Consider the following 25,881-nt stretch of genomic DNA (forward strand, 5'->3'; position numbering starts at 1 on the left):
ATCGATGCCCGTCGCACGCGGTCCCCGCGATGCAGCGGACATCGGTCCAGGGTCGCCCGATGGGCGGCCGGCCACACCGGAGGTTCCGGTGCGGGAAAGGTGCGTGCAGGTGGCCGGGAAAGCAGTCGACGAGCCGAGCGAGGACGTCGTCGCGATCGCGAATCAGCAGCGTGCGGCGCGGCGCAATCCGTTCGCGCGGATCGCCCTCTTCATCCGGCAGGTCATCGCCGAGCTGAAGAAGGTCGTGACGCCGACCAGGAAAGAACTCGGCAACTACGTCGTGGTGGTCCTGATCTTCGTCGTCATCATGATGGCGCTGGTCTCGTTCCTCGACTGGGTGTTCGCGTTGGCCGTCACGTACGTCTTCGGCACACCAGGCGCCTGACCCGGTGGCATCCGGATCCGCCTCTGCGGAGGATGCCGGCCACAGCGGGACGCGCCCTCGGGGCGCCGACCGCATCGATCGAGAGAGAGTTGTGACGAGTGTCTGACAGAAACCGCGACGACGTCGACTGGTCGACGGCTGCCGAGCAGTCGTCGGAGGTCGAGGAGACGCAGGAGGGCGGCACCCTCACGCAGGCGGAGGACTCCGTCGAGCCCGCCGAGGAGGGCGCCCTGAGCGTCATCGACGAGAACGAGTCCGAGGAGGACCTCGCGTCCGACCTCGAGGCCGCGCTCGACGCCATCGGGTCGGTCGACGACCCCGACGCCGACCGCGCCGTCGACGAGGCCGCGCACATCGACACCGTCGAGGAGGCCGAAGCGGCCCTCGAGGCCGTCGAGGACGAGGCCGAGGTCGCCGCCGAGGACGCGGAGGCCGCGGGCGAGGACCTCGCCGACATCGACCCCTACGAGGCGTTCCGCACGGAGCTCCGCGGCAAGCCCGGCAAGTGGTACGTCATCCACTCCTACGCCGGCTTCGAGAAGCGCGTGAAGTCGAACATCGAGAACCGCAAGGTCTCGCTCGAGGCCGAGGACTACATCTTCGAGGTCCAGGTCCCGATGGAGGACGTGGTCGAGATCAAGAACGGCCAGCGCAAGATGGTCACCCGCGTGCGCATCCCCGGCTACGTGCTGGTGCGCATGGACCTCAACGAGGACTCGTGGTCGGTCGTCCGCCACACCCCGGGCGTGACCGGCTTCGTGGGCAACGCCCACAACCCGACTCCGCTGCGCTTCGAGGAGGCCTTCACGATGCTGAAGAGCCTCGTCGAGATCAAGGACGTCGCCCCCTCGAAGGCGCCCGGCGCGAAGGGCCAGAAGCAGGCCCAGCGCGTGCTGCCCGCCGAGGTCGACTTCGAGATCGGCGAGACGATCACCATCAAGGAGGGCTCGTTCGCCGGGCTCCCCGGCTCCATCAGCGAGATCAAGCCCGAGAGCGGCAAGCTCACGGTGCTCGTGTCGCTGTTCGAGCGCGAGACCCCCGTCGAGCTGTCGTTCGACCAGGTCACCAAGCTCTGACGTCCCGACGTCGCGTCGACGCCCTCTCCGCTCCGGCGGAGGGGGCGTTCGCCGTTCCGGGGGTGCTCGTCGGCGCGGGTGCCGGTGCGATCTGCAGGGGATCCCGACGAAGAAGCGCTTTCCTCCGCCTCGCAGGCGAGGCCGGGCGCGCTTCCCCTGCAGATGGTGCGGGTGCCTGCAGAGGGTGCAGATGCCTGCAGATGGTGCGGATGCCTACAGATGGTGCGCGGCGGGCGGATCCGCCCTGTCGGGAGTGGCCGGAGCCGTGTAAGCTCGTACGGGTTTTCGTGTCGGCGCCCGTCCGCGTGCGCACCGACCGACCCTCCTCCACCGCGATCCGACCCCGTCGGGTGCGCGGGAGAGCGGCCGGGAACCCCCGACCACTCGAACCCTGAGAAAAGGAATCAGAATGGCCCCCAAGAAGAAGGTCACCGGCCTGATCAAGCTCCAGATCAAGGCCGGCGCGGCGAACCCCGCGCCCCCGATCGGTCCGGCGCTCGGTCAGCACGGCGTCAACATCATGGAGTTCTGCAAGGCGTACAACGCGCAGACCGAGTCGCAGCGCGGCAACGTCATCCCCGTCGAGATCACCGTCTACGAGGACCGCTCGTTCACCTTCATCCTGAAGACCCCGCCCGCCGCGGAGCTCATCAAGAAGGCCGCCGGCGTCGCCAAGGGCTCCTCGACCCCTCACACCGTGAAGGTCGCGAAGCTCACCCAGGCGCAGGTCCGCGAGATCGCCGAGGCGAAGCAGGTCGACCTGAACGCCAACGACATCGACGCCGCCGCGAAGATCATCGCCGGCACCGCGCGCAGCATGGGAATCACCGTAGAGGGCTGATCCCGTTCCAGCGCTTGCACGGGGTGATTCCCGTGCTGCGCGGACGGCGGCAGCCCGACGGTCCAGTGGACCGTCGTCCTCGGGAGACTGCGAGAAGTGACAGCGACCCTCAATGGGTCGCACGACACCTCCTCCTCGCCCCGGGAGCAGCCACACCGCTCTGCGACTCGTCACGTCGCGTCACTCAAGAACTCAACACCCCGTGGGAGAGCCCGCCAGGCTCTAGAACCACATTCTCGTTTCAAGGAGAAACAACATGGCACAGAAGTCGAAGGCCTACCGGGCCGCCGCGGCCAAGCTCGAAGAGGGCAAGTACTACACCGCCGAGGAGGCTGTCGCGCTCGCTCGCGAGACCGGCTCCGCGAAGTTCAACAGCACCGTCGAGGTCGCGCTGAAGCTGGGCGTCGACCCGCGCAAGGCGGACCAGATGGTCCGCGGCACGGTCATCCTGCCGCACGGCACGGGCAAGACCGCCCGCGTCATCGTGTTCGCGACGGGTCCGGCCGCTGAGGCCGCGATCGCCGCGGGCGCCGACGAGGTCGGCGGCGCCGAGCTCATCGAGAAGGTCGCCGGCGGATACGTCGCGTTCGACTCCGCCGTCTCGACGCCGGAGCTCATGGGCCAGGTCGGCCGTCTCGGAAAGGTGCTCGGTCCCCGCGGCCTCATGCCCAACCCGAAGACCGGAACCGTGACCCCGGACGTGGCCAAGGCCGTGAACGAGATCAAGGGCGGAAAGATCGAGTTCCGCGTCGACAAGCACGCCAACGTGCACCTCGTCGTCGGCAAGGCCGCGTTCACCGAGGAGCAGCTCCAGGAGAACTTCAAGACGGCTCTCGACGAGATCAACCGCCTCAAGCCCTCCTCCTCGAAGGGCCGCTACATCCAGAAGGCCGCCGTCTCGACGACCTTCGGCCCCGGCATCCCGCTGGACGTCAACGTCCTCGCGTAAGTCGGAGTCGCTGCTCCGGCAGCACCGACAGGAGGGGGTCCGCTTCGGCGGGCCCCCTCCTTCGTCTTTCCCCCTGCTGCGCGGGCAGACTGGACGTCATGCTTCCGGACTCCCTCCGATCCGTCGTCCGCCCCGCCGTCGCCTCCGACGCCCCCGCTCTGGCCGAGGTCGCGGCGATCACCTTCCCGCTGGCCTGCCCGCCGCACACTAGCGAGGAGGCGAAGGCCGCGTTCATCCGCACGGTGCTGTCGGAGGAGCGCTTCGCGGGCTACCTCGCGGACCCGGCCCGGTCGCTGTTCGTCGCGGAGGACGCCTCCGGGGCGGTGGTCGGCTACACGATGCTCGTGCGGGGCGAGCCGGGCGACGCCGACGCGGCCGCCGCGGTGCGCCTCCGGCCGACCGTCGAGCTCAGCAAGTGCTACGTCCTGCCCGGCAGTCACGGCAGCGGGGTCGCTCGGCGCTGATGGCGGCGTCGCTCGAGGACGCCCGGGGGAGCGGGGCCTCGGGGGTGTGGCTCGGGGTGAACCGGCTCAACGAGCGGGCGCAGCGGTTCTACGCGCGGCACGGCTTCGCGGTGGTGGGCGAGAAGCGCTTCCTCGTCGGCGACCGCTACGAGGACGACTTCGTGCTGGAGCGCCCGCTGCCCTGATCCGGCGGGTCAGCCCTCGCAGACGGTGAGGACGATCTTGCCGCGGGTGTGGCCGGTCTCGAGCTGCTCGTGGGCCTCGCCCGCCTTCTCGAGCGGGAAGACGCCGTCGATGAAGACGCGCACGTCGCCCGACTCGAGCAGGCGCGAGACGACGGCCAGCGTCGCTCCGTCGGGCGCGACCTTGAACGTCGAGGCGCGCACTCCCGCGGCGGCCGCCTCCTCGAAGAAGCCGGGCCAGCTGCCGGTCGGCGCGTTCACGATCAGGCCGCCGGGCCGCAGCACGCGCAGCGAGCGCGACCCCGTGTCGTCGTGCACGTTGCCGACGAGGTCGATCACGACGTCGACGTCGGCGAGCACCTCGTCGAAGCGCTCGGAGGTGTGGTCGACGACCTGGGTGGCGCCCAGCTCGCGCAGCCACTGCTGGTTGCGGGTGGACCCGGTGGCGATGACGGAGGCGCCGAAGTAGGCGGCGAACTGCACCGCGAAGTGGCCGACTCCGCCGGATCCGGCGTGGATGAGGATCCGCTGGCCCTCGTGCGCCTTGGCCAGCTCGACCACCATGCCCCACGCGGTCAGAGCGGCGAGCGGGACGCCGGCCGCCTCGACGTGCGACAGCGTCGAGGGCTTCCGCGAGACGGAGACGCTGGGCACGCTGACGTACTGGGCGTAGGAGCCGGAGTAGCGGGGCACCATCACGAAGCCGTAGACCTCGTCGCCGGGGCGCAGCGGGTGCGCGGGGTACGGGCTCGAGACGACCACGCCCGAGAAGTCGTGGCCGAGGACCGCGGGGTAGGAGGAGATCTGCGAGGCGACTCCGCGACCGGCGCGCGTCTTCACATCGAGTGGATTCACTCCGGCCGCGACCACCTTGACGGTGAACTCGGCGTTGATGGCCGTGGGGGTCGGCACGGTCGCGAGGTGCAGCACCGAGGCGTCGCCCGGTGCGTCGATGACCGCCGCCGTCATGGTGTCGGGCAGGACCACCTCCTCCGGGATCTCGCCGATCGTGAGGCCGTGTCCGAGCGCACTGCTGTGCATCATCGCCCTTCCTGTGTCTCGGCCCCGGTGGTGGTTCCAGAGGTGGGCGACGCTCTGGCGTGCGTCCCCCGACCCCGTCTCCGAGCGCCTCGCTCAGTCAATCGAGGTAATGAGTCCGCGCTGTTACGGCGGTGTCACCCGCCCGAGAAGATTGGCTCTCGGTCCCCCGTGCGGGAGGTGAGGCGGGCTCGGAGGCGCCGTCTGGCACGATGGGGGGATGCAGCGTGGACGAGTCGAGGGCCCCCTGCTGATCGCCGGTTCCGTGCTCGTCCTGGCCGGTCTGGCGCTGCTGCTCGGGGCGCGCCTCAGCCTCACCCGCTGGGTCTACGTCAGCGAGATGGGCGCTCCCGACATGCCGACCGCGGGGGTCGTGCAGGCCGCTCTGCTCCTGGTCGCCGCGGGAGGCACGGCCGTCGCGATCGCGCCCGCGCGGTGCGCACGCGGTTGCTCCCCGCTCTGCGCCCGCGCTGGCCCTCCTGCTGGCGTCGGCGTGCTTCGCCCTCGCCTCGCAGGTGACCTGCACGGCCGGCTGCCCGCTGCCGGTCGGGGCGAGCTTCAGCTGGCAGGACCTGATCCACACGAGCGCCGCCGTGCTCGGCTTCGCCTCGGCGTGCGTCGCGATGCTGCAGCTCGCCACGGCGCGGGAGCGGCCGGCCGTCGCCCGCCTCTCGCTGATCGCCGGGATCGCGGTCGCGGTGGTCGCCGGCGCGGGCGCGATCCTGTCGCTCCTGCGGGTCTGGATGCGCCTGGGCGGCACGCTCGAATTCGTCGCCACCGCGATCGCCCTGCTCTGGCTGGCGGTCGTGGGCGCGGTGCTCGCGCGCGAAGAGCTCAGCTCTGCGCGAGCCAGTCGCGGACGTGGCCGCGCAGCAGCTCCGTCTGGCGCTGCTGCCCGTCGTCCCGCGGCGGGACCCGTTCGAGCGACGCCTCCGGAAGGGCTCGCGCCCACTGCTCCGCGACAGCGACCGGGTGCACCGGATCGCGCTCGGCGGCGATCACGAGCGTCCGCGCGATGACCTGCGAGAGCTCGGTCGAGTCGCGGTAGGCCGCGTTCCGCGGGATCTCGGCGAGGCGGACGGCGCGCTCCTCGGCCTTCGGCGCGCGGAACTGCTGCGCGAGCGCCTCGGCGCCGGCGGGCGACTCCTCCTGGGCGCGGTGGAAGAGCCCGGAGGAGCGGAACACCCGCTCGCCGCGCTTGGCCCCGTGATCGTGCAGCAGCTGGGCGAGGACGGGGAACACCGCGAGGTTCTCGGGCAGCGGCTCGGAGGTGAACGCCGGGCGGACGAAGACGGCGCGGTCGATCGGCAGGAACCGCCGGGCGGCCAGGCGCAGGGCGATCGCCGCGCCCATCGAGATGCCGAGCACCGTGAGCGGCTTGTGCGCGGCTCCGGCCCGGACGACGTGCTCGGTGACCTCGTCGGCGAGGGAGTCGAGCGAGAAGTCGGCGCTCGCGCCCAGGAGGTCGGAGGCGCCGTGCGCGCGGACGTCGGGCGCGATCACCTCGCTGCCCGCGGGCAGCGCGGGCCGCAGCAGCCCCAGCGGCTGGGAGCGGTCGCCGCCCAGACCGTGCAGGAGGAGGACGGTCACCGCGCGCCCGAGCGGGTTCTCTCGTGCAGTTCGGCCATCAGCATGCCCGCGAGGCGGACGAGGACGTGGATCTCGTCCTCGTCGCGGTCGACCCAGCGGAACTCGGGCTCGGCGTCGATCGGGACGAAGTCGCGGTGCTGCTCCCAGACGACCAGCGTGCGCTCGGCACCCAGCACGTACTGCTGCCAGAAGACCTGCCGCAGGTAGTGGCGCGGGATGCTGCGCCAGGGCTTCGTCGTGGTCTTGATCTCGCAGAGCTCGAGCCGGCCGTCCTCGCGCAGGCCGATGCCGTCGGGAGTGGCGAGGTGGCGCCGCTCCTGGCTCGCGTGGAAGAGGGTGCTGCTGGGCTCGATCTCGTGCTCGCGGAGCACCCAGGCGGCGATCTCGGGCTCGCGGGCTCGGCCGTGATCGGTGAAGGCGTTGCCGCCGAAGCCGCTGCCGTAGAGCTTGTCGAGCGCGACGCGGTCGATCGCGGCGGTCGAGGAGAGCCGGGCCACGTCGGTCGCCGTGATGCCGCGGGAGCGGGCGCGCAGCCAGGCGACGCGATCGCCGGAGTGGGCGACGACCCGCTTCAGGTGCGGCGGCTCGGCCTCCCGGAAGACGGGCTGCGTCTCCCAGGGGAACGTGAGCTGCAGATCGGGCACCGATACATTCTGCGCCCGTTCGAGGGCCGCGCCGAATCGGCACGCGGGGCTCCGGCGTTCGCCGAGCGCGAGATCCCGCAGGATCCGGGGGAGCGTCAGGAGGCGGCGAGGAAGGAGTCGACGACCGCGGGGGAGAGGAGGTGCCGGCGCACCATCAGGGCGGCCCCGCGGACGCCGCCACCGCGGTCGCCGGAGGCCTGCACGATGTCGAGCGAGCGGGTGGCCAGCGGGAGGGAGCGGCGGTAGACGACCTCCCGGACGCCCGCGAGGACCTCGTGGCTCGCCTCCGCGACGCTGCCGCCGATCACGATGACGGAGGGGTTCAGGAGGTTCACGCAGGTGGCGAGCACCTCGCCGATGTCGCGGCCCGCGGCCCGGGTCAGCTCGACGGCGGTCGGGTCGCCCGCGTTCAGCAGCCGCACGACGTCGGAGGTGCTGCCCACGTCGCCGCCGAGGCGGCGGGCGATCGCGGAGCCGCTCGCGATCGCCTCGAGGTCGGCGTCGCCGTGATCGCCCGGCACCTGCACGTGCCCGAGGTCGCCGGCCGCGCCGAGGGCGCCGCGCTGCAGCGCACCTCCGCTGACGATGCCGGCGCCGATGCCGGTGGAGACCTTCACGTAGAGGAGGTCGTCGACGCCCGCGTAGTGGTCGGCGTGCTCGCCGAGGGCCAGGAGGTTCACGTCGTTGTCGACGAGCACGGGCACGGCGAGGGTGCGCGCGACGAAGGCGGGGATGTCGAAGCGGTCCCAGCCGGGCATGATCGGCGGCTTCACCGGCCGCCCCGTGGCGTGCTCGACCGGTCCGGGGACTCCGACGCCGACGCCGGCGAGCGGACCGGCGGCGGGGGCCTCGGCGACCAGGGCGGCGGCGGTGTCGAGCGCGTGGCCCAGGACGGCGTGCGGACCGTCGGCGATCGCGATCGCTTCGCGCCTCTCGGCCAGGACGACTCCGTCGAGGTCGGTCAGGGCGATCGTGGCGTGCGCGGCGCCGAGGTCGATCGCGAGCAGGCTGCGGGCGCTCGGATCGAAGGCGATGCGGGCGGCGGGGCGGCCGCCCGAGGAGGGGCGTCGTCGCGCCGGACGACGAGGCCGGTGGCGGCCAGCAGGTCGAGCTGGGCCGAGACCGCCGCGCGGGGGAGCCCGGTCTCGGCGACCACGTCGGCGCGGGTGCGGGCGTCGCCGTCGGAGAGGAGGAGCAGCAGTTCGCCCGGGGCGCTCGTGGCGGAGCGGCGGCGGGACGGCATGGCCGAAGTCAACCACAGCGCCGGGTCTTCTGCTGGGGACACGACCGACTTCTCCCGCCGAGTCGCGAAGTTCTGCTTGTTGGGACGCAAAAGCCCGCGTAGGGTTCGGAGCACCCACGTTCGACGTCGATCAGGAGCACCCCCGGTGGCCACATCCACAGACCTCTCCGTCCAGCTGTACTCGGTCCGCGAGCCTCTCGCCGCCGACCTGCCCGCCACCCTCGACCGGCTCGCCGGCATCGGATTCACGAAGGTCGAGCTCTTCTCGTTCGTCGACCTCGCCGAGGGCTACCGCTCGGCGCTGCCCGCGAGCGGCCTGACCGCCCCGAGCGCGCACGCGCGCCTCCTCGGCCCGCAGGACGGCACCTCCGTCGACGAGATCCTCGACATCGCCGCCTCGCTCGGCGTGCAGACCGTGATCGATCCGCACGTGGACCCGACGCGCTGGACCAGCGCCGACGACGTGGCGACGATCGCCGACGAGCTCAACGCGCTCGTCGACTCCGCCGCCTCGCGCGGGATCACCCTCGGCTACCACAACCACGCGTTCGAGTTCGAGAACCGCGTCGACGGCCGCAGCGCCTTCGAGCACCTCGCGGGCCTGCTCGACGAGCGGATCGTGCTCGAGCTCGACACCTACTGGGCCGCGGTCGGCGGTGACGACCCCGCCGAGGTGCTCGGCCGCCTCGGCGAGAAGGTCCGCTTCCTGCACATCAAGGACGGCCCCGTCTCGAGCGACACCCAGGAGCAGCTGCCCGCCGGGGACGGCGCGATGGACATCCCGTCGATCCTCGCCGCCGCGCCGCAGGCGCTCCCCGTGCTCGAGTTCGACGCCTACGCGGGCGACATCTTCGAGGGCCTGACCACCGGCTTCCGCTACGTCTCGGAGCTCTCCGCATGAGCGGCTCGGGACGCGTCGGCGTCGGCGTCATCGGCGCCGGGAACATCAGCACCCAGTACCTCACCAACCTCACGGTCTTCCCCGACCTCGAGGTGCTCTTCGTGGCCGACATCGACCTCGAGCGCGCGAAGGCGCAGGCCGAGGCGTTCGGCGTGCCCGGATCGGGCCCCGTCGAGGAGCTCCTCGCGCACCCCGGCATCGAGATCGTCGTCAACCTGACGATCCCGGCCGCGCACGTCGAGGTCGCCCGCCGCGCCCTCGAGGCCGGCAAGCACGTCTGGACCGAGAAGCCCTTCTCGCTCGACCGCGAGAGCGGCGTCGAGCTGCTCGCCCTGGCGAAGGAGAAGGGGCTGCGCGTCGCGACGGCGCCCGACACCTTCCTCGGTGCCGGCCTGCAGACCGCGCAGCGCGTGATCGAGAGCGGCGCCATCGGCACGCCCCTCTCGGCCATCACCCTCTTCCAGGGCCCCGGCCCCGAGGGCTGGCACCCGAACCCCGAGTTCTTCTTCGCGCCCGGCGGCGGCCCGCTGCTGGACATGGGGCCGTACTACATCACGACCCTCGTGCAGAACCTCGGCCCGGTCGAGAGCGTCACCGCGGTGTCTTCGCAGGCCCGCGCCACGCGCGTCGTCGGCTCCGGCCCCCGCGAGGGGACGGAGTTCCCGGTCACGATCCCCACGCACATCGGCGGACTGCTGCGCTTCGAGTCCGGCGCCTCGGCGCAGGGCGTCTGGAGCTTCGAGTCGAGCATGCAGCGCATGGGCTTCGTCGAGATCAACGGCTCCGAGGGCACGCTCGTGCTGCCCGACCCCAACATGCACGACGGCGAGGTCACCCTGTACCGCCGGGGCGAGACGGAGCCGGAGGTCGTCCCGGCCACCGGATCGACGTTCTCGCGCGGCACCGGGGTGCTCGAGCTCGCCCGGGCGATCCGGGCCGATCGGCCCGAGGCGGCGTCGGGCGATCTCGCGTACCACGTGACCGATGTGATGCTGTCGCTCCTCGAGGCGGCCGAGACGGGCGAGAAGGTGCTCGTCGAGAGCACGGTCGCGCCGCGTCCCGCGGTCCCCGAGGACTGGGATCCGAGCGAAGCGACCCTGGTCTGATGGGCGGAGCCCTGCGCGTCGGCGTGCTCGGCGGCGGGTTCATGGCCGCCGTGCACAGCCGGGCGGCCCGCAGCGCGGGCGCGGTCCTGGCCGGCGTCGCCTCCTCCAGCCCGGAGAAGGGCGAGAGGGCGGCGAGCGAGCTCGGCTTCGAGCGCGCCTACGCCGACGCGCGGGCGCTGGTCGAGGACGACGGCATCGACGTGATCCACGTCTGCACGCCCAACGCGTCGCACGCCGAGCTCGCCCTCGCGGCGATCGACGCGGGCAAGCACGTGGTGTGCGAGAAGCCGCTGGCGGGGGCAGTGGCCCAGGCGGAGGCGCTCGCGAGCGCCGCTGCTGCCGCGGGGATCGTCGCCACCGTGCCGTTCGCCTACCGGTTCCACCCGATGGTGCGCGAGGCGCGCGCCCGGGTCGCCGCGGGCGAGACCGGCCGGCTGGTGACGGTGCGCGGCAGCTACCTGCAGGACTGGCTGCTGGGCGCCTCCGACGACAACTGGCGCGTGGACCCGGCGGCCGGCGGGCGCTCGCGCGCCTTCGGCGACATCGGCTCGCACCTGGTCGACCTGCTCGAGTTCGTGACGGGCGAGCGGATCGAGGCGCTCGCGGCGATCACGAGCACGATCCACGCCGAGCGGGGCGGCCGTGCGGTCGAGACCGAGGACGTGGCCGGGGCGATCGTCCGCCTGGCCGGGGGTGCCGTCGGCACCCTCCTCGTCTCGCAGGTCACGGCAGGTCACCGCAACGAGCTCGTGCTCGAGGTGTCGGGGCTCGAGGAGTCGCTGCGCTTCGAGCAGGAGCTGCCCGAGACGCTCTGGGTGGGGCGCCGCGACAGCGCGGTGCTCGTGCCGCGCGACGGCGCGATCCTCGCTCCCGACGCGGCCCGCCTCTCGATCGTGCCCAGCGGGCATCCGATGGGCTATCAGGACGCGTTCACCGCGTTCGCCCGCGACACGTACGCCGCGATCGCCGGAGCCGAGGTCGAGGGTCTGCCGACCTTCGACGACGGACTCCGCGCCGCCCGCATCACCGAGGCCGTGCTCGACGCGGCCGACTCCGGCGCCTGGGTCACCGTGCCCGCCGCGCTCTGACCCCCCTGTCGAAGGAGACAGCGCCATGAGCGAGAAGTCCTACGCCGCCACGCACCCGGTGACCCTGTTCACCGGCCAGTGGGCCGACCTCCCGTTCGAGGAGGTGGCCCGGCTCGCCTCCGAGTGGGGCTACGACGGCCTCGAGATCGCGGCGTCGGGCGATCACCTCGACCTCAAGCGCGCCGACGAGGACGACTCGTACGCCGCGTCGCGGCTCGAGATCCTCGACCGGTACGGACTCGAGGTCTTCGCGATCTCGAACCACCTCACCGGGCAGGCCGTCTGCGACGACCCGATCGACTTCCGCCACAAGGCGCTCGTGCGCGATTACACCTGGGGCGACGGCGACGCCGAGGGCGTCCGGCAGCGGGCGGCGGAGGACATGAAGCGCTCGGCCCGCGTCGCGCGCAAGCTCGGCGTCGACGTGGTCGTCGGCTTCACGGGGTCGAAGATCTGGCCCTACGTCGCGCAGTTCCCGCCGGTGCCGGCGTCGGTCATCGAGGAGGGCTACCAGGACTTCGCGACCCGCTGGAACCCGATCCTCGACGAGTTCGACGCGCAGGGCGTGGTCTACGCGCACGAGGTGCACCCGTCCGAGATCGCCTACGACTACTGGTCGAGCGTGCGGACGCTCGAGGCGATCGACCACCGGAAGGCCTTCGGCTTCAACTGGGACCCGTCGCACATGATGTGGCAGAACATCGACCCGGTCGGCTTCCTCTGGGACTTCAAGGACCGGATCCACCACGTGGACTGCAAGGACACGCGGATGCGCCCGCAGAACGGCCGGGCCGGCGTGCTCGGCTCCCATCTGCCCTGGGGCGACCCGCGGCGCGGCTGGGACTTCGTGTCGACCGGCCACGGCGACGTGCCGTGGGAGGACTCGTTCCGCGCGCTCGAGGCGATCGGCTACTCCGGCCCGATCTCGATCGAGTGGGAGGACGCGGGGATGGACCGACTGCACGGGGCGGCGGAGGCCGTGGGGTTCATCCGCTCGCTGCTCTGGAGGACGCCGACGGCGTCGTTCGACGCGGCGTTCTCGAACCAGTAGGGGGCACTGCCGCGCGAGATGCCACTCCGGGACGCGAGCGCGATCGCACTGTGTCGGTCAGGCCGAAGGCGTGCTCGTGGCGCGGGAGTGGGAGGCGGACGACGTCCCAGAGCTGCCGATGCGCTTCGTGATCTGCTCTCCGCCGAAGCCGCGGTGGTGCGCTACTGGACTCCCGCTGCCGGCGGTCGGCTGGATGTGAGCGCGCCGGACACGAGAGCCTGCACCAGCCGATCGGCGTCGTAGTCGGAGTCGTTCGCGGCTCCGATGCAGAGGTTCCCGACACCCTTCAAGAGGCTGTACCCGTTCAGGGCCGATTCTCCCGACGGAGAACCTCGATCTGCACGGGCCGCGTCGAGGAGAGCGCCGCAGACGGGCACGAGGCGGTCCACGAAGTACGCGTGCAGGACATCCGATCCGCTGCTGTCACCGTGGACCGCCCCGGCGAGACCGTGCTTCGTCACCAGGAAGTCCACGAACAGTGCCACCCACTGCCGCAGAGCCGCCTCCGGGGATGCGCTCTCCGCGAGGAGCCGCGGCCCGGCCTCTGCGCACGCCTCGACCTGGTGTCGGTAGACCGCGACGACCAGCTCGGGCCGGGTCGGGAAGTGGCGGTAGACGGTGCCCATCCCGACACCGGCTCTCGCCGCGATCTCACGGACGGGTGCGTCGACACCGGACTCCACGAACACCGCTGCGGCCGCATCCAACAGGGCCTGCCGGCTCCGACGGGGACGACCGACCGACCGCACAGCCGTCTGGTCGTCGCTCCGTGTCTCGGTCATCGATTCCTCCGCGGTCGTCGAACGGCTCGCTTGCATTTCGGAACGGTGCTCCGTAACGTTGCGGAGCAGCGCTCCGATAATCAGTATCGCAGAGCGGCTACCCCGGAAGGAACTCCCATGCCCTCACCACTCCTCTCCGCGCTGGACGACATCATCGGCGTCGGCAGCCCGGTCGTGTCCGTCGCGCCTGTCGCACTGCTCGCCCCGGATCGCCCTGTGCCGCTGGACGTGCGCGTGTCGGCACCTGCGACCGGCACGGATCTTCCCCTCGTCGTGTTCTCCCACGGCAACGGGTGGAACCTCGACGGCTACGCTCCCCTCACCGCCTTCTGGGCCTCGCGGGGCTTCGTCGTCATCCAGCCCACGCACCTGGACTCGCGCCGGAACGGATTCGGGTTCGACCACCCCGTCTTCCCCACCATCTGGACCGAGCGGATCGCCGACCTGACCCGCATCCTCGATCAGCTCGACACCGTCGAAGCCGCCGTCCCGGGCCTCGCCGGCCGCGTCGACCGGAGCCGCATCGCCGCCACCGGACACTCCTGGGGTGGTCAGACGGCCCAGTCGCTCCTCGGCGCACGGATCCTCGATGAGGACGGTCAGGTCGGTGAGGACATGTCCGACAGCCGCATCACCGCGGGCGTCCTCCTCGCCGCCACCGGTCTCGGGGGTGACGACCTCCACCCGTTCGCACAGGCGAACTTCCCGTTCATGCGCCCCTCGTTCCGCGAGCTCACCACCCCGACGCTCGTGATCGCCGGCGACCACGACCAGTCGACGATGTCCAGCCGTGGACCCGACTGGTTCACCGACGCCTACACCCACAGCCCCGGCGCCACCGACCTCCTCACCTTCTCCGGCGCCGAGCACGCCCTCGGCGGGATCGTCGGGTACGACGTCGCCGAGACCACCGACGAGAACCCGGAACGGGTCGCCGTCATCCAGCGGATGAGCACCGCTTACCTCCGCACCGCTCTGAACGTCGACGCGACCAGCTGGCCCACTGCCCGCCGCGCGTTCCGCACCAGCACCGACCCGATCGGCCGCGCCGACAGCAAGTGACACCCCCGCCCCTCGCCGTCGCGGACACCACTGGAGGTGCTTCGGCGGGGCCCGGAAGAACCGCTCGACCCCCGCCTCGGCGGCGTGGACCTCGGTCGGGTCTCGGCGCCGCCGTCGTCGACCGACGTCGCCAGGGACTTGCTCGGAGCCGACGCACACGGGCAGTCGATGTTCCCGGCGTCGGCCGCGCACCGTGCGGCCGACCTTCGGACAGCTGCTCGCAGGAGACGGAGGAGGAGTCGACGCCGACCGGTTCGACAGAGGGGGAGGGCTACTCGGCGCCTTGGCGGCGCGCTCGGACTTCAGGCGGGCCTGCTCGCGGCGCACCTCGGCGTAGCGGTTCTGCTCGACGCGGAGCCACTCGGGCACCTCGTCGAGGAGGGCCTGGATCTCGTCGGTCGTGAGGGCGTCGGTGATGCCGCCGCGGGCGAGCCCCGAGATCGAGACGTTCAGCCGCGAGGCGATGACGGGGCGGGGGTGCGGCCCGTTCTCGCGCAGCTCCACGAGCCACGCCGGCGGGTTCGCGACGAGCTCGTCGTACTGCTCGCGCGTGATCGCCGACTCCTGGAACTCCTCCGGGGTCGCGGGCAGGAAGATCTGGAGCTTCTTCGCCGCGGTCGCAGCCTTCATCGTCTGTGTCGCCTTGGCCATGCGGCAACCCTACCGTCGCGCGCACAGCGCCTACCCTGGACGGATGAGCGACGAGCCGGACACCCCGCAGCAGGACGCCGACGCCGTCGGGACCCAGCGCCTGGACGAGGCTGCGATCGAGGGGCCGGACGGGGACGCGTCCGGTGCGCAGGAGCCGCCTGCGGACGAGCCGGATGCGGACGAGGTGGAGGCCGTCGAGGCGGACGAGCCCGTGGGCCCGGTCTTCTCCGTCGCCCTCGCGCCGGGCGTCACCCCGACGAAGTGGACGCGCATCTGGGGAGACCGCCGCGCGGACCTGCCGCTGCGCGTGCTGGCGCTCGCCGAGGACGAGACGGCGCGCGCGCTGCTCGACGGCCGCGCGCAGGTGGCGTTCGTCCGGGGCGACGTCGACGCCTCCCTCCTCAGCGCCATCCACCTCTACGACGAGCAGCCGGTCGTGGTGCTCGGCCGCGAGCACGCCTTCGCCGACGCGGAGTCGGTCGACGTCGCCGACCTCGCCGACGAGCACCTGCTGCAGGAGCCGTCGGCGGTGCCGGAGTGGGCGGCCGTCGCGGTGGAGGTCGCCGACGGCTCGCGGCGCGCGCTGCCGAGGATGTCCGGGCTCGACGACGCCGTCGAGCAGGTAGCCGCGGGCGTGGGCGTGCTGATCGTGCCGCAGGCCGTCGCCCGCGTGCACAGCCGCAAGGACGTGCGGGCGGTGCCGGTCTCGGGAGTCGCGCCGACCGCGGTGCGCCTGGCGTGGGTCACGGAGGAGAAGACGGACGACGTCGAGGACTTCATCGGCGTGGTCCGCGGCCGCAGCTCGAACACCACGCGCGGCACGGCCGCGACCCCCAAGGTCGAGTCGCGTGCGAAGGCGGCCAAGGCCAAGGCCCGCGAGGCGCGCGAGAAGGCCGAGAAGGCGGGCGGCGGCAAGAAGAAGCCCGCGCGTCCCGGTCCGGCGAAGGCCGTCGTGCGGCGCACGCGGAAGCCCCGTGGCCGCTGACTGGAGCCTGCGGCCGGCGACCGTCGACGACGCCGAGTGGATCGCGGAGCTCCGCGCCGTCGTGATGCGCCCCGACCTCGAGCGGCTCGACCGCTACGACGAGCACCGCGTGCGGCACCGGTTCCTCGACGGCTTCGTGCCCGAGCGCACGCGGGTGATCGTGATCGACGGCGTCGACGTCGGCTGCATCGCCTCGCGCGTCGAGGACGACGCGGTCTGGATCGAGCACTTCTACCTCGCGACGTCCGCGCAGGGCCGGGGCACCGGATCCGCCGTGCTGCGGCACGTGATGGCCGAGGAGGCCCGGGCGGGACTGCCGTTCCGGATCGACGTGCTGAAGCTCAGCCCCGCCCGCCGGCTCTACGAGCGCCACGGCTTCCGCTGGGAGCGCGCGGAGGAGTGGGACGACATCCTGGCGACGCCGGTGGGGGCCTGACCCTACGCTGGGACGATGCGCCACGCATCGTCATCCTCCCGCAGGAGACCTGGACCACCGCCCGCCGCAAGTGGCAGTCGGCGGAGGGGCTCGGCTTCGATCACGCCTGGACCTACGACCACCTCTCGTGGCGGTCGCTCGCCGACCAGGTGTGGCACGCGACGATCCCCACGCTCACCGCGGCGGCGCTCGTCACCGAGACGATCCGGCTCGGCACCTTCGTCGCGTCGCCGAACTTCCGGCATCCGGTGCCGTTCGCGAAGGACGTCGCGACGGTCGACGACATCGCCGGCGGGCGCTTCGTGCTGGGCATCGGCTCGGGAGGGACGGGCTTCGACGCGTCGGTGCTCGGGCAGCCCGCCTACTCGGCCCGCCAGCGGCACGAGCGCTACGTCGAGTTCGTGTCGGCGCTGGACGTGCTGCTGCGGCACGAGGAGCCGGGCTCGGGCGGGATCGACGTCGACGGCGACTGGTTCACGGCACGAGGGGCCCGGATGGTCGGCGAGCCTGCGCAGCGTCCGCGCGTGCCGTTCGTGCTCGCGGCCAACGGTCCGAAGGGCCTCGCGCTCGTCGCGGAGCGCGGGCAGGGCTGGGTGACCACCGGGCCCGAGGGCACGACGAGCGACGAGTGGTGGTCGGCGGTGGCCGCGCTGAGCGGACGGCTCGACGACGCGCTCGATGCCGCGGGGCGCGATCCTCGCTCGATCGAGCGGCACCTGTCGCTCGACTCCGGGCCGCACTACTCGCTCTCGAGTGTGAGCCTCTTCGAGGACATGGCCGGGCGGGCGGGGGAGCTGGGATTCACGGACGTGATCTCGCACTGGCCGCGGGCCGACGGGCTGTACGCGGGCGACGACGAGGTGCTGTACGAGGTGGCCGCGCGGTTCTGAGGGGGCGTGCGCCGTCGGCGCTCCTGGTGAGGTGGGTCTCGATACGCCCCTGCGGGGCTACTCGACCATCAAGGAATGCTCCGGACCTCTTCTTGCTGATCGAGTAGCGCGCGTATCGAGATCCGCGATGTCTCGGAGAGGGGCAGCAGGGGGGCGTCAGAGGAGGGATCGCACGAGGCGGCCGACGACGGGCAGCTCGGTGAAGCCCTCGGAGGCGAGGAAGTGGCGGCCGCCGGGGACCACGTCGACCGGGGCGCCGAGCGCCGACGCCAGGGCGTCCGTCGCGGACGCAGGGACGAACGGGTCGTCGTCGGAGCGGACGAGGTGCACGGCGCCGAGGTGCGGGGCCGCCTCGGCGATCACGGCAGCCGGATCCTCTCCGAGGAATCCGTCGAGCGCCGGGAGGGCGGGCAGGTGCTCGGCGAAGCCCGACACCAGCACGGCGCCGTCGACGCGGGTGCCGGTGGCGGCGATGGCGCGCAGCGCGGTCACGCAGCCGAGGCTGTGCGCGACCACGACCAGGCGGCCCGGCCCCCGGGCGGCTCCCAGGGCCTCCGCGACGCTCGAGCGCCAGGCGGCCGCATCCGGAGCCATCGCGTCGGGCAGGACGACGCGCGTCACCGTCGCGCCGAGCGCCTCGGCCTCGCGCTCGAGCCACGGGAACCAGTGGGCCCGGACCGAGGCGCGGTAGCCGTGGACGATGAGCAGGCGCGAGGACATGCGGGGGACAACGGCGCGGCGGCCGCGGGGATTCCCCGTCACGCCTCCGGGATGAAGAAGGCCTCGATCGCGCGGGCGAGCGCGACGAGGTCGTCGACGTGCGCGAGCTCGCGGGCGGAGTGCATCGAGAGCAGCGGCACGCCCACGTCGAGGGTCGAGATGCCGAGCCGGGTCGCGGTGAGGGGGCCGATGGTCGAGCCGCAGGGGACGGAGTTGTTCGAGACGAACTCCTGGTACTCGACTCCGGCCTGCGCGCAGACGCCCGCCCAGAGCGCGGCGCCCCGCGCATCCGTCGCGTAGCGCTGCGAGGCGTTGATCTTGAGCAGCGGACCGGAGCCCGCGACGGGGCGGTTCACGGGGTCGTGCTTGTCGGCGCGGTTCGGGTGCACGGAGTGGCCCGCGTCGGCCGACAGGCACCAGGACGCCGCGATCGCCCGGGCGCGCTCGTCGACGCCGGCGCCGAGGGCGGCTCCGATGCGGGTCAGCACGTCCTCGAGGAACGGGCCGCTGGCTCCGGAGCGGCTCGCGGACCCGAGCTCCTCGTGGTCGAAGGCGGCGAGCACGCTGATGTGCCGCGGCTCCACGGGGGCGGCGCTCGCCGCGAGCAGGGCGACGAGACCGGCGTGGACCGAGCTCAGGTCGTCCATCCGGCCGGCCGCGAAGAGCGCGTCGTCGAGGCCGAAGCGGCGAGGCGGCTGGGTGTCGCAGGTCACGAGGTCGTAGCCGGCGATGTCGGACGCGTCGGCGAGCCCCGCCTCCGCGGCGAGCAGGTCGAGCAGGTCGACCTCGGAGGCGTCGCCGAGGCCGAACACCGGCACGGTGTGCTTCTGCCGGTCGAGGGTGAGGCCGTCGTTCTGCTCGCGGTCGAGGTGGATCGCGAGCTGCGGGATCCGGAGGAACGGCCCCGTGCGGACCAGAAGCTCCCTCCCGTCGCGGGTCACGACGCGACCGGCCAGCTCGAGCTCGCGGTCGAGCCAGGAGTTGAGCAGCGGTCCGCCGTAGACCTCGACGCCGGCCTGCAGCCAGCCCTCGGAGCCGATCGTGGGGTTCGGCTTGAGCGTGAACCCGGGGGAGTCGGTGTGCGCGCCGAGGATGCGGAACGGCGTCACGGCGTCGGCGGTGGCAGGGAGGTGCCACGCGATGATCGCGCCGTCGCGGACCACGTGGTACCGGCCGGGCGCGGTGGGCCACGCTTCGGTCTCGTCGAGAGCGACGGACCCGGCATCGGCGAGGCGGCGCGCGGTCTCGGCGGCGGCGTGGAAGGAGGAGGGGGAGGCCGTCAGGAAGTCGGCGAAATCGGCGATGCGGGCGTCACGATCGGTCATCCCTCCAGTGAACCACCCGCGCGGCGGCGGTCGGTCTCACCGCACGACGACGCGGACGACGGCGACGGAGCGCTCCGCTCCGGCGTTCACGTAGGAGTAGGGCCGGTCCGTCGAGAAGGCGACGTGCTGCCCGGCGGTCAGCGTCAGGTCCTCCTCCCCGTCGCGGGCGAGGAGGAGGGTGCCGTCGGTGACGAGCAGCATCTCGTGCCAGCCGTCGGGGTCGGGCTGCGCGTCGTAGCGCTCGCCCGGTCCGAGCGTCCAGGTCCAGAGCTGCGACTCCTCGCGGGAGGGGACCGAGGCGAGCAGGACCGCGACGCTCGCCGGATCCGCGCCGCGCCAGGCCACCTCGCCGATCGACGTCGGGGAGCCGCCGGGTGCCGAGACGAGCGCGGTGAAGCTGGTGCCGAGCGCCTCGGCGAGGCGGTCGACACCGGTCAAGCTGATGTTGGCCTCCCCGGCCTCGACGTTGACGATCGTGCGCCGGCTGATGCCCGAGCGCTCCGCGAGCGCGGCCTGGCTGAGCCCCGCGAGCAGCCGGGCCCTCCGGAGGTTACCGCCGACGTGGGCGAGGACCGAGGACGGTTGCATGCGCACTATTCTGCACCCTAAAGTGTGCAGAATGCTGCACTTCCCGCTCCTCCGCTCCCTCCGGTTCTCGAAGCCCGAGTGGGCGCTCATCGGCATCACCGCGGTCTGGGGCGGGACCTTCCTCGCCGTGCACGTGGCGATGGAGCACAGCGGTCCGCTGTTCTTCGTCGGGCTCCGCTTCGTCGTCGCGGGCCTGATCAGCGCCCTCGTCTTCCGTCGGACGCTGCGCGGGATGCGGCGGATCGACCTCGGTGCGGGCGCGGCGATCGGGGCGATGATCGCGCTCGGCTACGGGCTCCAGACCTCCGGCCTCCAGACGATCCCGAGCAGCACCTCCGCGTTCCTCACCGCCCTGTACGTGCCCCTGGTGCCGCTGCTGCAGTGGGTCGTGTTCCGCCGGCGACCGCGGGTCCTGACCCTGGTCGGGGTCGCGCTGGCCTTCGTCGGGCTCCTCTTCGTCGCCGGGCCGCAGCCGGGAGTCGCGCTGGGGGCGGGCGAGATCGCGACGCTCGTCAGCACCGTCCCGATCGCCGCCGAGATCATCCTGATCAGCGTCTTCGCCGGCCGCGTCGACCTCGGGCGCGTGACCGTGGTGCAGCTGCTCGTCGCGGGCGGCTCGCGTTCGCGGCCATGCCCGTCGCGGGGGAGGCGATCCCCGCGTTCTCCTGGGTGTGGCTCGTCGCCGCCCTCGCCCTGGGGGCGAGCAGCTGCCTCATCCAGCTCACGATGAACTGGGCTCAGCGCTCCGTCTCGCCCAGCCGCGCGACGATCATCTACGCCGCGGAGCCGGTCTGGGGAGGGGTCGTCGGCCGCCTCGCCGGCGAGCGGCTGCCCGGTCTCGCGCTGGTCGGCGCCGCGCTGATCGTGGCGGGGACGATCGTGAGCGAGCTGCGGCCGCGCGCCTCGCGCGATCCGGGAGCGGAGCGCGCGGGCGGCGACTCCGTCGAGAACGCGGCGACGGACCGGGCCCCCGCCTGACGGCGCCGCGTCTGCGGAGGGCGACGAGGCGACAGGGCCGGGGTCAGCTCGACTTCAGCGCCTCGCGGAGCGTCACCCGCGAGCCCATCCGCAGCAGCGAGTTCGTGTAGATCGTGCTCGCCACGGCCATCACGGCGGTCGTCGCGACGATGAGGAGCGCGAGCGAGACGAGCGGCTCCCACCAGTCGGCCTCGCCGAAGAACAGGCGCACCGGCATCGCCACGGGAGCGCTGAACGGCACGTACGACAGGATCGTCATGACGAGCGCGTTGTCGCCGAAGAGCACGACGCCGAAGTACGGGACCATCACGAGCATCATCGCCGGGGTCATCACCGAGCCCGTGTCCTCCTGCCGCGAGACCAGGGCGGCACCGGCGGCGAAGACGCTCGCGACCAGGACGAATCCGAAGACGAAGAAGACGACGAACCAGATCAGCGGAGCCGACAGCAGATCGAGCAGCTCGGTCTGGCCGGTGATCGCCAGCCCGAGGGCGGACGCGGCGGCGATGGCGGCCGCGGTGCCGACTCCGATCACCGAGTTGCCGAGGATCTTGCCGGCGAGCAGCGCTCGAGCGGGCACCGCGGCGAGCAGGATCTCGACTATCCGCGACTGCTTCTCCTGGACCGTGTTCTGCATGATCGTCGCTCCCGAGCCGAGGACGGCGAGCATGAAGACCAGGCCGAAGGCGAGCCCGATGAGCGTGCGCAGACCGGAAGGCGTCTCGGAGGGGTCGAGGAGGGCGACCTCGGGGCTGACGGACAGGGCCGAGACCAGGTCCTCGGGCGCCTCGTCGAGGGCGACGATCGAGAAGCCGAGGGCGGAGTCGTCGGGGAGGAGAGCGGCATCGACCGTTCCGTCGCGGACCAGGTCCTCCGCGTCGGCCTGCGTGGCGACCTCGGTGATCTCGAGGGTGTCCGCGCCGGTGACGGCGGAGGGCACGGATCCGACGACCGCGACCGGAGTCGCCTCGGCGGTGCGGTTCCCCAGCACGCTGTAGAGGACGATGCCGCCGATCACCAGGACGAGGGTGATCACGGTCGAGACGAGGAACGCCTTCGAGCGCACCTGCGAGAGGATCTCGCGCTCGGCGACGAGGAGCGTCGCGCCCCAGGTGCCGAGCCGCGCGTCGCGGGGGGCGTCCGAGCGAGGGGTGCCGCCGGTCGCGGGGGTGCTGGTGCTGGTGCTGGTGCTGGTGCTGGTGCTCATCAGGCTGCTGCTCTCTCATCGGCACCCGAGGGTGCGCTGACCACGATGTCCCGGAAGATCTCTCCGAGGGTCGGCCTCACCGGCCGGAAGGACGACACGGTGCCCCGCTCGACCGCGGCGCGCAGGACGGCGTCGGCGGCGGCCGCATCGGCGTGGAAGAGGGCCGACGTCCCGGCGAGCTCGGCCACCTCCACGCCGGGCAGGCCGCGGATCCAGCCCACGTCGCCGCTCATCTCGAGCGACCAGCGGTCGCCGGAGTGCTGATCGCGCAGGGCCTCGCGCTCGCCGGCCGCCTGCACCCTGCCGCCCGCGATGATGACCAGGTCGTCGCAGAGCCGCTCGACCACGTCGAGCTGGTGGGAGGAGAACAGCACCGGCACTCCGCGTGCCGCGTGCTCGGCGATCACGGCCACGACCTCGTCGACGGCCAGCGGATCGAGCCCCGAGAACGGCTCGTCCATGATCAGCACGTCCGGGTCGTGCACGAGCGCCGCGGCGACCTGCACGCGCTGCTGGTTGCCCAGCGACAGCGCCTCGAGCTTGTCCCGACGGCGCTCGATGAGTCCGAGCCGCTCGAGCAGGTCGTCGCCGCGCTGCACGGCGGTCGCTTTGTCGATGCCGTGCAGCCGCGCGAGGTAGGCCAGCTGCTCGCCGATCTCCATCTTCGGGTAGAGGCCGCGCTCCTCCGGCATGTAGCCGAAGCCGTGCAGAGCCGCCTGGCCCACGGGCGCGCCGTCGAGGGTCACGGTGCCGGAGTCGGGGCGGAGGACCCCGAGGATCATCCGCATGGTCGTGGTCTTGCCGGCGCCGTTGCCTCCGACGAAGCCGGTGAGGCGCCCTCGGCCCACGTCGAAGCTGACGTCGTCGACGACGCGGCGCTCGCCGAAACTGCGACTGATGTTCTGCACGCTGAGCATGCGACCTCCCCGGATCCGTTGACACCTCCACGCTAGAAGCGGGCCGCGGGGAGCGCTTCCGGCCCGGGGGTGAACCCGTCTCTCCGCCTCGGGACGGAGGGAGGGCTCAGCCGACGAGGCCGGACCGGTAGGCGTAGACGACCGCCTGCACCCGGTCGCGCAGGTCGAGCTTCATCAGCACGTTCGACACGTGCGTCTTCACGGTGGCGCGGCCGACTCCGAGCAGGTCGGCGATCTCGTCGTTCGAGAGCCCCTGCGCCATCAGCCGCAGCACCTCGACCTCGCGCGGGGTCAGCTGCTCGGGCTCGGGCCTGCTCGGCGCGGACGTCCGCCCCCGGGCGGCCACCGCGCGCTCGATCACCGCGCGGGTCAGCTCGGGCGCGAGCAGCGCCTCCCCGGCCGCGATCGCCCGCACCCCGTAGACCAGGTGCTCCGGAGGCGAGTTCTTCAGCAGGAACCCGCTCGCTCCGGCGTCGAGCGCCTCGAGCAGGTAGTCCTCGCGGTCGAAGGTGGTCAGCATGAGCACGCGCACCGGCGTCCCCGGATCGGCGAGCAGCCGCCGGGTCGCCTCGATCCCGCCGATGCCCGGCATCTCGACGTCCATGCACACGACGTCGGGGCGGGTCCTCGCGACGAGCTCCAGGGCCTCCTCGCCGCTGGAGGCCTCGCCGACGACGTCGATGCCGGGCTGCACCGAGAGGATCGTGCTGATGCCCTGACGCATGAGGGCGTGGTCGTCGACGAGGACGACTCGGACATCGCTCATGCCGCCACCCCCAGGGGGACGGCGACGCGGACGACCCAGCCGGAGCCGGCGCGCGGCCCCGCCTCGAGCACGCCGTCCAGCGTGGCCGCGCGCTCGCGCATGCCGACGAGGCCCAGGCCTCCGTTGCGCTGGCGGGGGCCCGGGCGGCCGAGTCCGTCGTCGGCGACCTCGAGCTCGACGGCGTCCTCGCCGTAGCGCACGTGCACCCGCGCCCTCGTGCCGGGCCCGGCGTGCTTGAGCACGTTCGTCAGCGACTCCTGGGCGATGCGGTAGAGGTTCAGCCCGACCAGCGGCGGCACGTCGAACGGCTCGCCGACCTGCTCGAGCGTCACCCGCAGCCCGGCAGCCTCGGCGTCGGCGATCAGCGCGGGGAGGGAGTCGAGGCCGAGCGACGCGGTGACCGGGTCGAGTACGGACTCCTCGTCGCGGAGCGTGCCGAGCAGCTGGTACAGCTCGCCGACCGCCGCGCGCGACGTGCCCTCGAGGGCCTCGAGCTGCCCGCGGGCCCGGTCGGGGTCGGAGTCGAGCAGGGTCCGCGCCGCCGCCGCCTGGACCCCCATGAGCGAGACGTGGTGGGCCACCGCGTCGTGCAGCTCCCGGGCGATGCGGAGCCGTTCGATCGTGATGGCCTGCCGCGCGACCTTCGCCTGCTCGTCCTCGAGCTGCCGGGTGCGGAGGTCGGTCAGGGCCCGCTGGCGCGCCGAGGCCCAGGCGTGGTTCCCGAACCACCAGGCCCCGGCGAAGTAGAGGATGTTGATCAGGATCTGCTGGAGGAGGTACGCGGCGACGGGCGTGAGCGCGCCGATGCCCGCGCCCTCGAACTCGAGGTCCTGCGTGCTCGCGCGGAAGAACGTCACGAGCAGCCACACGGCCATGACGATCACCAGCACGCCGCGCGTCCAGTCGGCCCGCGCCCGCCTCGGCTCCCAGGCCCCGACGGTGTACATCGCCATGAAGAGGGCGATGTTGCTGATGGTCAGCTCGGGCACGCGCAGCTCGCCGACCAGCAGGAACGCCAGCGAGGTGACGGCGAGGACGGGCACCGGGGCACTGCGGCGGAAGGCGAGCGGCAGGATCACGAGGGCGAGGAGGCCGATGCTCAGCGCCGGCTCGGCGCCGTCCGGGTACATCCCGATCGCGCGGCCGAGGACCAGCGAGAGGATCGAGGCGCCGAACAGGGCGGCGGCGGTCGCGGCGTCGGGCCGGCGCTGATCGGCCGTCACCGACGGCCTCCGCCACTGGCGCGAATCGGGATCGGCTGTCATCTCGCGGTCAATCTACCGGGACACTGCCGTGGCTGCCGGGACGGGAGGGAGGGCGACGATCAGCGCGACTCCGGCCCTGTGCCGATCGGCGCTCCGGCGGAGGAGGGCTCTCTGGGAGGAGGCTCGGAGAACGGGAATCCGTACCCCCCGACAAGGGCGAGCGTGTACCTTCCGCGTTCCCGTGGCGCGGCTGCACTCCTACTGTGAGGCGACCGCGGGCATCGGCTCCCGGCAGCAGCCGCCAGGAGTAGCAGCGCATGCGTCGTCAGTCCTTCCTCTCGTCCCTCGTCGCCGGGGCGGTCCTCGTCGCCGGCATCGGGCTGAGCGTCGTGGTCGCGCCGACCGCGTCGGCCGCTCCGGTCTTCACCACGGCGTGCTTCACGTCACCGAAGGTCGAGAGGGCTCTCGACTACACGGTGCCCGCCGGGGTGACCACGGTGCGCGCGATCCTGAGCGGTCAGAACGGCAGCGGCTCCGCTCCGTACTCGGTCAGCGGCATCGGTTTCGTGGGGGACGGGTCGAAGGGCGGGAGCGGCTCGACGCTCGTCGTGGACGTGGCCGTCACTCCGGGACAGGTCCTGCAGATCGGGCGCCTGAAGGGAGCCCCTGCGGGGGCGGCCGGATGGTCGGCCACCGACTGGCAGGGCCGCGGCGCGTCGGCGGCGACGCGCAGTACCTCTCGACCATCGGGTCCGACGGCTGCCAGCACGGTCTCGCCGTCGCGGGCGCCGGCGGCGGCGGCGGCGGATCG

The 25,881-nt window shown here is 72.5% G+C and carries 28 protein-coding genes and 2 pseudogenes; 16 read left to right on the forward strand and 14 right to left on the reverse strand.

Translation table 11 applies throughout. The annotated features are described in order from the left end of the window. The first annotated feature begins 109 nt into the window (after positions 1-109). From secE to B0T42_RS10540, 5 genes and pseudogenes are all read left to right on the forward strand, one after another. Positions 110-385 carry a preprotein translocase subunit SecE gene (secE, locus tag B0T42_RS10520; protein WP_055790614.1) on the forward strand — a complete coding sequence of 92 codons (276 nt, stop codon included), beginning with the start codon at positions 110-112 and terminating at the stop codon, positions 383-385. Positions 386-483: 98 nt separating this feature from the next. Beyond that, a complete protein-coding gene (gene nusG / locus B0T42_RS10525; RefSeq protein ID WP_055790617.1) occupies positions 484-1,461 on the forward strand; it encodes a transcription termination/antitermination protein NusG in 978 nt (325 codons plus the stop codon). Between the two features lie 409 nt (positions 1,462-1,870). Further along, positions 1,871-2,302, forward strand: coding sequence for a 50S ribosomal protein L11 (gene rplK, locus B0T42_RS10530; RefSeq protein WP_055790620.1), 432 nt, complete (start codon positions 1,871-1,873; stop codon positions 2,300-2,302). Positions 2,303-2,558: 256 nt separating this feature from the next. Beyond that, positions 2,559-3,251, forward strand: a complete 693-nt coding sequence (gene rplA / locus B0T42_RS10535; RefSeq protein ID WP_055790630.1) for a 50S ribosomal protein L1 — start codon at positions 2,559-2,561, stop codon at positions 3,249-3,251. 98 nt (positions 3,252-3,349) lie between these two features. Then, positions 3,350-3,900: pseudogene (locus B0T42_RS10540) on the forward strand (N-acetyltransferase family protein). A 9-nt stretch (positions 3,901-3,909) separates the two neighbouring features. Here B0T42_RS10540 and B0T42_RS10545 read toward each other — a convergent pair. From B0T42_RS10545 to B0T42_RS22315, 5 genes are all read right to left on the reverse strand, one after another. Next, positions 3,910-4,938, reverse strand: coding sequence for an NADP-dependent oxidoreductase (locus B0T42_RS10545; RefSeq protein ID WP_446737372.1), 1,029 nt, complete (start codon positions 4,936-4,938; stop codon positions 3,910-3,912). An 831-nt stretch (positions 4,939-5,769) separates the two neighbouring features. Beyond that, on the reverse strand, positions 5,770-6,525 hold the full coding sequence (locus B0T42_RS19165) for an alpha/beta fold hydrolase (protein WP_158078102.1): 756 nt from the start codon (positions 6,523-6,525) through the stop codon (positions 5,770-5,772). Further along, positions 6,522-7,169: a YqaJ viral recombinase family protein gene (locus B0T42_RS19170; protein ID WP_446737370.1), complete on the reverse strand. Its 648-nt coding sequence runs from the start codon at positions 7,167-7,169 to the stop codon at positions 6,522-6,524. The genes B0T42_RS19165 and B0T42_RS19170 overlap by 4 nt, the downstream gene beginning before the upstream one ends. A 95-nt stretch (positions 7,170-7,264) precedes the next feature. Then, positions 7,265-8,203 (reverse strand): ROK family protein, encoded by a 939-nt coding sequence (locus tag B0T42_RS10560; RefSeq protein WP_236720224.1) that lies wholly within the window; start codon positions 8,201-8,203, stop codon positions 7,265-7,267. Then, positions 8,131-8,652 (reverse strand): MarR family transcriptional regulator, encoded by a 522-nt coding sequence (locus B0T42_RS22315; protein WP_342418232.1) that lies wholly within the window; start codon positions 8,650-8,652, stop codon positions 8,131-8,133. The genes B0T42_RS10560 and B0T42_RS22315 overlap by 73 nt, the downstream gene beginning before the upstream one ends. Here B0T42_RS22315 and B0T42_RS10565 point away from each other — a divergent pair. The 4 genes from B0T42_RS10565 to B0T42_RS10580 are packed head-to-tail and all read left to right on the forward strand — an operon-like array spanning position 8,558 to position 12,558. Next, positions 8,558-9,313 (forward strand): sugar phosphate isomerase/epimerase family protein, encoded by a 756-nt coding sequence (locus B0T42_RS10565; RefSeq protein WP_236720219.1) that lies wholly within the window; start codon positions 8,558-8,560, stop codon positions 9,311-9,313. The two genes, B0T42_RS22315 and B0T42_RS10565, sit on opposite strands and share 95 nt — an antisense overlap. Next, positions 9,310-10,419 (forward strand): Gfo/Idh/MocA family protein, encoded by a 1,110-nt coding sequence (locus B0T42_RS10570; protein WP_077223114.1) that lies wholly within the window; start codon positions 9,310-9,312, stop codon positions 10,417-10,419. The genes B0T42_RS10565 and B0T42_RS10570 overlap by 4 nt, the downstream gene beginning before the upstream one ends. Then, positions 10,419-11,507 (forward strand): Gfo/Idh/MocA family protein, encoded by a 1,089-nt coding sequence (locus B0T42_RS10575; protein ID WP_077223115.1) that lies wholly within the window; start codon positions 10,419-10,421, stop codon positions 11,505-11,507. The genes B0T42_RS10570 and B0T42_RS10575 overlap by 1 nt, the downstream gene beginning before the upstream one ends. A 25-nt stretch (positions 11,508-11,532) precedes the next feature. Further along, positions 11,533-12,558 (forward strand): sugar phosphate isomerase/epimerase family protein, encoded by a 1,026-nt coding sequence (locus B0T42_RS10580; protein WP_077223116.1) that lies wholly within the window; start codon positions 11,533-11,535, stop codon positions 12,556-12,558. Positions 12,559-12,719: 161 nt separating this feature from the next. Here the strand turns inward: B0T42_RS10580 and B0T42_RS10585 are convergent, their stop codons facing one another. After that, the gene (locus B0T42_RS10585; protein WP_077223128.1) at positions 12,720-13,340 is read right to left on the reverse strand and encodes a TetR/AcrR family transcriptional regulator; all 621 of its coding nucleotides are present in this window, start codon (positions 13,338-13,340) and stop codon (positions 12,720-12,722) included. 117 nt (positions 13,341-13,457) lie between these two features. Between B0T42_RS10585 and B0T42_RS10590 the strand changes: the two genes are divergently transcribed. Continuing rightward, complete coding sequence (locus B0T42_RS10590; protein WP_077223117.1) at positions 13,458-14,402, forward strand: alpha/beta hydrolase family protein; 945 nt, start codon at positions 13,458-13,460, stop codon at positions 14,400-14,402. A gap of 279 nt (positions 14,403-14,681) precedes the next feature. Here the strand turns inward: B0T42_RS10590 and B0T42_RS21295 are convergent. After that, positions 14,682-15,032 (reverse strand): annotated as a pseudogene (locus tag B0T42_RS21295) (DUF5997 family protein); the annotation flags it as partial. Positions 15,033-15,096: 64 nt separating this feature from the next. Between B0T42_RS21295 and B0T42_RS10600 the strand changes: the two are divergent. Genes B0T42_RS10600 through B0T42_RS10610 form a run of 3 tightly spaced genes read left to right on the forward strand, consistent with a single transcriptional unit; the run spans position 15,097 to position 17,364 of the window. Then, positions 15,097-16,038, forward strand: a complete 942-nt coding sequence (locus B0T42_RS10600; protein ID WP_139344480.1) for a LysR substrate-binding domain-containing protein — start codon at positions 15,097-15,099, stop codon at positions 16,036-16,038. Further along, on the forward strand, positions 16,028-16,474 hold the full coding sequence (locus tag B0T42_RS10605; RefSeq protein WP_236720220.1) for a GNAT family N-acetyltransferase: 447 nt from the start codon (positions 16,028-16,030) through the stop codon (positions 16,472-16,474). Before B0T42_RS10600 ends, B0T42_RS10605 begins: the two co-directional genes overlap by 11 nt. Continuing rightward, the gene (locus B0T42_RS10610) at positions 16,438-17,364 is read left to right on the forward strand and encodes an LLM class flavin-dependent oxidoreductase (protein WP_236720221.1); all 927 of its coding nucleotides are present in this window, start codon (positions 16,438-16,440) and stop codon (positions 17,362-17,364) included. The genes B0T42_RS10605 and B0T42_RS10610 overlap by 37 nt, the downstream gene beginning before the upstream one ends. 156 nt (positions 17,365-17,520) lie before the next feature. Here the strand turns inward: B0T42_RS10610 and B0T42_RS10615 are convergent, their stop codons facing one another. From B0T42_RS10615 to B0T42_RS10625, 3 genes are read right to left on the reverse strand one after another with little or no spacing between them, the layout of a single operon-like run. Continuing rightward, on the reverse strand, positions 17,521-18,084 hold the full coding sequence (locus B0T42_RS10615; RefSeq protein WP_077223119.1) for an RBBP9/YdeN family alpha/beta hydrolase: 564 nt from the start codon (positions 18,082-18,084) through the stop codon (positions 17,521-17,523). Positions 18,085-18,122: 38 nt separating this feature from the next. Next, positions 18,123-19,409: a M18 family aminopeptidase gene (locus B0T42_RS10620; RefSeq protein WP_077223120.1), complete on the reverse strand. Its 1,287-nt coding sequence runs from the start codon at positions 19,407-19,409 to the stop codon at positions 18,123-18,125. Between the two features lie 36 nt (positions 19,410-19,445). After that, a complete protein-coding gene (locus tag B0T42_RS10625; protein WP_077223121.1) occupies positions 19,446-19,997 on the reverse strand; it encodes a helix-turn-helix domain-containing protein in 552 nt (183 codons plus the stop codon). Between B0T42_RS10625 and B0T42_RS10630 the strand changes: the two genes are divergently transcribed. Together B0T42_RS10630 and B0T42_RS21300 are read left to right on the forward strand one after the other, a co-directional pair. Next, on the forward strand, positions 19,996-20,727 hold the full coding sequence (locus tag B0T42_RS10630; RefSeq protein WP_236720222.1) for a DMT family transporter: 732 nt from the start codon (positions 19,996-19,998) through the stop codon (positions 20,725-20,727). The genes B0T42_RS10625 and B0T42_RS10630 overlap by 2 nt on opposite strands. Continuing rightward, positions 20,724-20,975: an EamA family transporter gene (locus B0T42_RS21300; RefSeq protein WP_446737371.1), complete on the forward strand. Its 252-nt coding sequence runs from the start codon at positions 20,724-20,726 to the stop codon at positions 20,973-20,975. The genes B0T42_RS10630 and B0T42_RS21300 overlap by 4 nt, the downstream gene beginning before the upstream one ends. A gap of 43 nt (positions 20,976-21,018) precedes the next feature. On the opposite strand, the gene B0T42_RS10635 is transcribed toward B0T42_RS21300, so the two are convergent. The 4 genes from B0T42_RS10635 to B0T42_RS10650 all read right to left on the reverse strand — a co-directional run bounded on the left by B0T42_RS10635 (position 21,019) and on the right by B0T42_RS10650 (position 25,130). After that, positions 21,019-22,182: an ABC transporter permease gene (locus B0T42_RS10635; RefSeq protein ID WP_077223122.1), complete on the reverse strand. Its 1,164-nt coding sequence runs from the start codon at positions 22,180-22,182 to the stop codon at positions 21,019-21,021. Continuing rightward, positions 22,182-23,099, reverse strand: a complete 918-nt coding sequence (locus tag B0T42_RS10640) for an ABC transporter ATP-binding protein (protein WP_077223123.1) — start codon at positions 23,097-23,099, stop codon at positions 22,182-22,184. The genes B0T42_RS10635 and B0T42_RS10640 overlap by 1 nt, the downstream gene beginning before the upstream one ends. Before the next feature lie 106 nt (positions 23,100-23,205). Further along, on the reverse strand, positions 23,206-23,865 hold the full coding sequence (locus B0T42_RS10645; RefSeq protein ID WP_077223124.1) for a response regulator: 660 nt from the start codon (positions 23,863-23,865) through the stop codon (positions 23,206-23,208). Beyond that, positions 23,862-25,130 (reverse strand): sensor histidine kinase, encoded by a 1,269-nt coding sequence (locus B0T42_RS10650; RefSeq protein ID WP_077223125.1) that lies wholly within the window; start codon positions 25,128-25,130, stop codon positions 23,862-23,864. The genes B0T42_RS10645 and B0T42_RS10650 overlap by 4 nt, the downstream gene beginning before the upstream one ends. A 257-nt stretch (positions 25,131-25,387) precedes the next feature. On the opposite strand from B0T42_RS10650, the gene B0T42_RS10655 reads away from it, so the two are divergent. Then, a partial coding sequence (locus B0T42_RS10655; protein ID WP_201788528.1) for a hypothetical protein occupies positions 25,388-25,881 on the forward strand: 494 nt, incomplete at its 3' end.

Origin of the sequence: Rathayibacter rhapontici (assembly GCF_001995175.1) — a bacterium.
GTDB lineage: Bacteria > Actinomycetota > Actinomycetes > Actinomycetales > Microbacteriaceae > Rathayibacter.